Annotated in this window: 5 protein-coding genes; 3 read left to right on the plus strand and 2 right to left on the minus strand. The window is 36.8% G+C overall.

Features of this window, described 5'->3' with window-relative positions:
• The first annotated feature begins 903 nt into the window (after nt 1–903).
• Nucleotides 904–1,905, plus strand: a complete 1,002-nt coding sequence (locus tag H4J65_RS00435) for a GGDEF domain-containing protein (protein WP_182194093.1) — start codon at nt 904–906, stop codon at nt 1,903–1,905.
• Nucleotides 1,906–1,990: 85 nt separating this feature from the next.
• Here H4J65_RS00435 and H4J65_RS00440 read toward each other — a convergent pair whose 3' ends face one another.
• Both H4J65_RS00440 and H4J65_RS00445 read right to left on the minus strand, forming a co-directional pair.
• On the minus strand, nt 1,991–2,500 hold the full coding sequence (locus H4J65_RS00440) for a M48 family metallopeptidase (RefSeq protein WP_182183360.1): 510 nt from the start codon (nt 2,498–2,500) through the stop codon (nt 1,991–1,993).
• 447 nt (nt 2,501–2,947) lie between these two features.
• The gene (locus H4J65_RS00445; RefSeq protein WP_182183362.1) at nt 2,948–3,520 is read right to left on the minus strand and encodes a TetR/AcrR family transcriptional regulator; all 573 of its coding nucleotides are present in this window, start codon (nt 3,518–3,520) and stop codon (nt 2,948–2,950) included.
• Between the two features lie 146 nt (nt 3,521–3,666).
• Between H4J65_RS00445 and H4J65_RS00450 the strand changes: the two genes are divergently transcribed.
• Both H4J65_RS00450 and H4J65_RS00455 read left to right on the plus strand, forming a co-directional pair.
• Nucleotides 3,667–4,713: an efflux RND transporter periplasmic adaptor subunit gene (locus H4J65_RS00450; RefSeq protein ID WP_182194097.1), complete on the plus strand. Its 1,047-nt coding sequence runs from the start codon at nt 3,667–3,669 to the stop codon at nt 4,711–4,713.
• On the plus strand, nt 4,713–7,273 hold a 2,561-nt coding region (locus H4J65_RS00455), incomplete at its 3' end, for an efflux RND transporter permease subunit (RefSeq protein ID WP_182194101.1). The genes H4J65_RS00450 and H4J65_RS00455, both read left to right, overlap by 1 nt.

Here is a 7,273-nt window from a genome sequence, read left to right on the forward strand (position 1 = left end):
TCAGAAGTGAAACGTGTTAGCGCCGATGGTAGTGTGGGAGTTCCCATGTGAGAGTAGGACATTGCTAGGCTTCTATTTAGAGAAACCCGTAGCTGACGCTACGGGTTTTTTGCTTTCTGGCATTTAATAAATAAAGCTTGAGTTAGCTTGATACAATATAAAAGGTGACAAAGCGTTAAGAAAACCCATCAACCTCAATCAATAGCTGGTTTTGAATATTTTATACTAATTGCATCCACTAAGTTCCCACATTATTAAACCTCTAGGACACAGCTCAATCGCTGTTTTTACGTTGAGAAGAGCAGGTTCTATGTTGCTCACATAATTCAATAATATCGTTGTAGCCCTTGTAGTATTTATTACTAAGTCCATTTTCGCGTAACCGTTGCTAGACCTGTTCTATTAGACTTAACTTTGGTGATGGGGTACTAGTTTATTAACTAATAAATTATCAATTTTTTCTGTTTTTGCACAATAGTGCAAAGTTGATTTTTTGCGGCATGCTCATTTAAATCTGTTGTGTTTCAAATCGCGCAATTAAGAGCCAAAAAATTGTTCAATATTTTTAATTTTAACTGCTAATATTTATTTAAGTACCAATTTGATGTATTAATCGCCATTTTAAAAAGCCGTTCTAGTTATCTCGATACAATGAATCTTTATTATTAGCCTATAATAATCTTTTTATAGGCTAATAAGTTTATATAAAAAACTTCATTATTAGGTAAAAAGCTCTAACAAGTGATATTTAGCATTTTAATGCTTGTTGAACGTTGCTAATTTAGATATTCTCATGAAAGATAAGTAACATCTTATTTACATTGTGATTCTATTCGTTAACAAGTAAATGTTAACAGGTGATTGTTAACATTAAAATAATAAATATACTCTTAAGGAGTGCTCGTGCTTATTAAAGATAATTTTGATGAGGTACTGAAGTTTAGTGCATCAACAAACGAATTTTTATCTCATTATCAAATCCCAGCTAGTCCAGTAAATTATTCAGTCACTTATTTGCATATTAGTAAGCGTAATGAAAAATTAACTGCAGAGTTAGAAAGGCATGTCCAAACCTTTCAGGACGTTGATTTAACTTTTATTGAAGGTTTATTTGAAAAGTATATTTCTAATTCTCATACTATTGATAAACAAATACTTGAACCAATTGAGAAGTCTTTAACTTCTACTCTCGAAAAAATTAATTTACAAGTAGATAGTGCTAAAGCGGCAACTTCTAACTTAATAAAAGCGAAAAAAGCACTTTCTAAACATGAACACCATAAATCTATGCAAAATATTGTTGCCTTTTTGATGAAAAATATTACATTTTCTCAACAACAGCATACCGACTTATCTTTAGATCTGACTAGGACTTGTGGTGAAGTTAATTTTTTAAAATCTAAGCTTCAAGCGGCACGTAATGAAGTAATAGTTGATTCTTTAACTGGTTTATATAATCGTCGTGGCTGTGATATTAAGTTAAAAGAATTAGATATTGAACAAGTACATTCTTCATTAGCAATAGATATTGACCATTTCAAAAATTTTAATGATAAGTTTGGCCATGTTATTGGCGATAAAGTGATACAGCGCATTGCAAAAGTGATTTTATCATCTATATCGGATAACGATATTGCCGTTCGTTTTGGTGGTGAGGAATTTGCTGTTGTTATGGTAAATAAAACCAAAACGCAGGCATATGAAGTTGCAGAAAATATCAGGCTAGCGATTTCACAATTAAAACTGATGCAAAGAGACTCAAAAGCCAATCTACCTAAAATCTCTGTTTCTATTGGTGTAGTACAACGAGAAGAGGAATTAAACTGGGCAGCGATATTTGAACAAGCCAATACCGCCTTATATCACGCTAAAAATAGTGGCAGAAATAGAAGCGTTTGTTTATAGATGAGTATCCCACTGACACTTAACCTATGCTGTTCTTGATTTAGGCACTTTTTATATACCTAAAGGCATTAATAAGCGGCAATGTTTATTGATAAATACTGCCGTTGTTTTCAAGCTCAGTAAGGTATATACGAGTCATTAGCTCTAATTGATGATAGTTTGGTAACATATGTTGGCATAGTTGATAAAAGGCTTTGTTATGCTCTTTTTCTTTCAAATGGGCCAGTTCATGCACCACGATCATACTTAATAACGCTTCGGGCGCTCGCTTAAACATGCTACCAATACGGATTTCGTTTTTGCTTTTTAGTTTATTGCCCTGTACGCGAGAAACATAAGTGTGCAATCCTAGCGCGTTGTTCACAACATGAATCTTATCATCGTACTTTACTTGACTAAGTGGCGCTGATTTTTTTAAATATTGTTGTTTTAACGCGATGGAGTATTCGCGTAATGCTTTATCAGTAGTAACTTCATGTGGCGCAGGAAATTGCGCCAATAAATAGGCTTTTAAGTTGTTTTCCTTAATAAGCTGTGCGACTTGCTGCTGTATATCAATAGAATAATGAGATAAATACTTTAACGGTGTGGCCATGTGACTAAATAGGTTCTGTATTGTTGATGGTTACGACTGTAGCAATAGTTTACGCTATTATAATTTAACTATTCATTGTTTTTTATTAAAATCTTTAGCGCTATTTATTACCATATCATTATTACTCGTCTGTTCAAGGTAAACGCGAGCACAATCCGATATATCAAGGATTAAATCTTCCACGTTTCAAACGTACAGTGCCGAAGACTTGTTTAAAACAGGCTTGGTATTTGGTTCTTCAATTAACGCCTCAAATAAATATTTGAGTTTTTAAAGGCACATTGATGAAGTTAGTTACTTGAATATAAAGTTACACTAAAAATAGCGAAGCTAAAGTTCGATATTTTTATCTCTACTGAGCATTAGGCAGAATGAGTCATTTAATTAGTCAGTTTTGGCGAGATAAAAGCTAATTATAAATAGAGATGTTTAAGGGAGAACATCGCACTAAAGTGGTGACGTTGATGCTTTAAATATCGCCATTAAATTTTCTACAAAGGTAGTATTGTTTTTATCTGATACTGATACCGTGATGCCAAATGGTGCAAAGTGAAGTGTTTCAGCTAATGCTGATGCCGACAAGCCTATTTTACTTAGTGTTAAACGCTTGGCGGAAATTTCTTTTTCAATTCTCAATTGGATACTATTTTTTATTAAGCTTTCTTCTGCTTGAATAAGGTCTTTGCAAAATGCTTGACCAGCGTGTATTAAATTAGCCCTAACTAAACTACTGGATACGTGATTGAATAAGCCTTCACATCGTTGAATAGTAAGCACTTGGGTTTCCTGCCAAAAATTTATTTCTGACTTACTGTAGACACTAATCAATATATTATGTTGCTGAAAATGTTTTTCAACAACAGCTCTAAATAATAGCTCTTTTGATTTAAATTGTTTATGTATAGTCACACGCGATATGCCAGCATAACGACTGACCATAGAAATATTTGCGGTATCGTAGCCGTGCTGAAAAAAACAATCCATAGCGGCACTTAGTATTTTATCGGTAGTACTTGGCAAATCATCTGCTCTTACTCATTTAAGTATCGATATATTAACGTGAGTGGTTACATTAAACAACAAGTTTACACTAGTTGTTAATGTGTAAACCTGTGTTATGATTCGCCTACTTATTTTTATAATTTAACTTATATTTTGGGATTGATGTGAAGCGAATTTTTATGCTCGGAGCCGTTATTTTTCTGCAAGCTTGTTCTGAACCAACAGAGGTCACAAAAGAGGTTGCACCTGTAGTGGTTCAACTCACCAGTGCCCGGCTAACAAATTTAGTGAATGACTATGAATTTCCAGCCACGGTGTCGGCAGTGAAGAGTGTTGACCTTAAATTTGAAGTCTCAGGACGTTTAATTTTTGAGAGCCTTGTCGAAGGTAGTGAAGTTAAAAAAGGTCAAATTTTAGCAAAAATAGATCCGAAACCTTTTCAACGTAAAGTGCAAGAAAGTCGTATTCGTCATGAAGACGCGCAACGAAATTTAAAACGCATTAAAGATGTTTTTGAAAAGAATGTTGCGTCGCAACGTGATTACGATGAAGCAAAATCTCAGTTTTCAATTACTAAAATAGCATTAACTAATGCCAAGCAAGATTTAAGTTACTGTACGATAAGAGCACCATTTGATGCTGTTATTGGTGCTAGGTATATTGAAAATGATAGTTTAATTCGTACCGGAGATTCACTGGCTAATTTACAAGATAGATCAGCGCTTTATTTTACTTTTGAAGTGCCTGAACGCATTATGACCGCCAATGCTGGCAATCGCGATGTAAAAGCGACTGCTCATATTATTGGCCAGGAAGATAAAATATTTGACATACGTTATGTTGAACATAAAACCACGCCTGATCCCATTACTCAAACCTATGGCGTAACCTTTGCACTTGATGGTGAAATTGCTAAGTCTTTTTATCCAGGCTCGCGAGCCATTGTTAACATTAAACAAAATAATAGTCACTCACAGGCATTAATTATTCCATTAAGTGCATTAGTAGGTAATAACGACTCGGGCTTTAGTGTCTGGCGCTTTAATCAAGTACAAAATAGCCTGACTAAGGTCAAGGTCAAGGTTTCTCAGTTAAAAGGCGAGTACGCCATGATTTCTTTGGGATTAAGTCCTGATGATAAAGTGGTTTCTGCCGCAGTGGGGCAAATGCGTGAGGGGCTAATAGTCAGAGAATATAAGGCGACATATTAATGGATATTGCACGTTATTCGTTGACTAAGCCCATTAATATTTGGCTTATGGCGATATGTTTTATTATTGGTGGCATTGTTGCTATGGGTAAAATAGGCCGCTTAGAAGATCCCGCCTTTACCATAAAAAAAGCTGTTATCTTTACCTATTATCCGGGGGCAAGTGCGGAAAAAGTTGAAAAAGAAGTTACTGAGCAAGTTGAAATAGCGCTGCAGCAAATGTGGCAATTAGATACGTTGAAATCAGTCAGTAAACCCGGTTTATCCCGAGTAACCATGGAAATACAACCACATATTGATGGGCCACTATTACCCCAAATTTGGGACGAACTACGCAAACGCCTTAGTGATATTGAACACGACTTACCACTTGGTGCTAGTGCTCCAGTGGTTATCGACGATTTTGGTGACGTTTATGGCATTTATTATGCTTTATCTGCGCCTGACTTTAGCGCTAATCAAATGCGTGAATTTTCCCGTATAATTCGTCGCGAAGTGCTAACCGTTGACGGGGTTGCTAAAGTAAAAGTTGGCGGTATTTTAGAAGAAGAAATTGTTGCCACCATTGATAGCTATCAAATTGCCGGTTTAGGGCTTTCTTTTCCTGATATTCAAAAAGTACTGGCGAATAATTTAAAACCCTTTAGTGGTGGAAGATTATACGTTGGCGATAAAAAAATTAGGATCCCAGTTGAAAGCTCAACCAATAAAATAGCAGAGATAGAAAACCTCTCTATCGTTATTCCGGGTAAAAATGCCTCAATAAAGATAAAAGATATTGCTCAGCTCAGTATTGAACCTGTAGCTATCCCAAGTGGCTTAAAACGCTTTAATGGTGAACGTGCGATAACCTTAGCGGTATCGGCGCAAAGTGATATTAATATCGTTGAAGTTGGTGAGGAAATTTCCGCTAAGCTGGCTGAAGTGCTCGCTAAATTACCAGCGGGTATTCAGTTATCTTCTATTTATAACCAAGCGAAAATCGTTGATGAATCCGTTGACGGTTTTATCTTAAATCTGGAAATTTCAGTTGCTGTAGTGACCTTAGCGCTTTGTCTATTTATGGGCTGGCGTTCGGGCATTGTTGTTGGTGGCACTTTATTGATCACGGTATTAGGGACTGTCTTGATCATGTGGCTTTATGATTTACAACTACAACGTATATCACTAGGAGCCTTGGTTATTGCCATGGGAATGCTGGTTGATAACGCTATTGTAGTAGCAGAAGGTATGATGCTACGCATGGAGAAAGGTAAGTCGGCAATGGAGTCTGCCAGCTTTATTGTTAAACGCACACAGTGGCCATTACTGGGCGCTACGGTTATTGGTATAGCGGCGTTTTCGGGTATTGGTTTATCAGATGATGCCACAGGAGAATTTTTATTTTCACTGTTCGCTGTAGTACTAATATCTTTGCTGTTAAGTTGGATACTTGCGGTAACATTAACGCCTTTATTAGGTAAATACTTTTATCAAGTGGGTGATAAAGCCGGTGTAGAAGCGTCGCATTCATTATTTCATCAAGCTTATTTAGTTGTTTTACGTAATGCTTTGCATTGGCGTGGTGTAACCTTAGGGTTATTGGTGGTGATTACGATTAGCGCCTACGCAAGCTTTAGTTTTATTAAACAAGGATTTTTCCCTCCTTCAAATACCCCAGTGTTTTTTGTTCATTACTGGGGCCCGCAAGACTCTGATATTAGAGCCACTGAAAAATATATGAAACAAGGTGAGAAGCTGATCCTTAGCACTGAAGGTGTTGAATCATTAGCGACTTTTATCGGTGAAAGTTCAGAGCGCTTTACCTTAGTATTTGCCCCTGAATTACCGAATGAGAGTTATGGGCTATTTATGGTGCGAGCGCATGACGCAGCTCAGATCCCTCGCTTAGCGCAAGCCGTCGCTGATAAATTAAGATTAGCAAATCCTAAGGTAAATTTTTACGCAGAAATTATGCAATTTGGCCCTGGTGCGGGTGCTAAAATTCAGGCACGATTTTCTGGCGAAGATCCCGCTATTTTAAGGCAGTTAGCTGAGCAAGCAAAAGCGATTTATTCTGCAGATGGTAATATTCGTGATATTCGTGATGACTGGCGCGATAAAGGTATTGTTTTAGCACCTGAGTATGATGATATAGCGGCAGGCATTGCCGGTGTTTCAAGGAGTGACTTTAGTCAAGCGATAAAGTTTTATACTGATGGTTTGCAAATAGGGCAATTACAAGATGGCGATTACCTTTATCCAATTATTGCCAGAAATAGTAGCACAAATCCTGATCAATTAGCTGGCTTAGAAAACAGTTTAGTGTGGAGCAGTAGTCAACGAACTTATATACCCTTTAAGCAAGTAAGTGGCAAAATGAACTATGCCAGTGAAGAGCTACTGATTAATCGACGTGATCGTGTACGAACTATTACCGTTAAAGCGGAGGCCGGATACAATGAAACTACCGGTGAGGCGTTTAATCGTACACAAGCTAAAATTGCTGCTATTGCTTTACCAGAAGGTTATAAACTTGACTGGGGCGGCGAATATGAGTCGTCACGTAAAGCGCAAGCCGC

It is taken from the genome of Colwellia sp. MB02u-9 (genome assembly GCF_014077085.1).
In the GTDB taxonomy this organism is placed as follows: domain Bacteria; phylum Pseudomonadota; class Gammaproteobacteria; order Enterobacterales; family Alteromonadaceae; genus Cognaticolwellia.

Coding starts and splice junctions, on each gene's coding strand:
- H4J65_RS00440 (WP_182183360.1), bottom strand. CDS start 2,500: ATGGCCACACCGTTAAAGTATTTATCTCATTATTCTATTGATATACAG.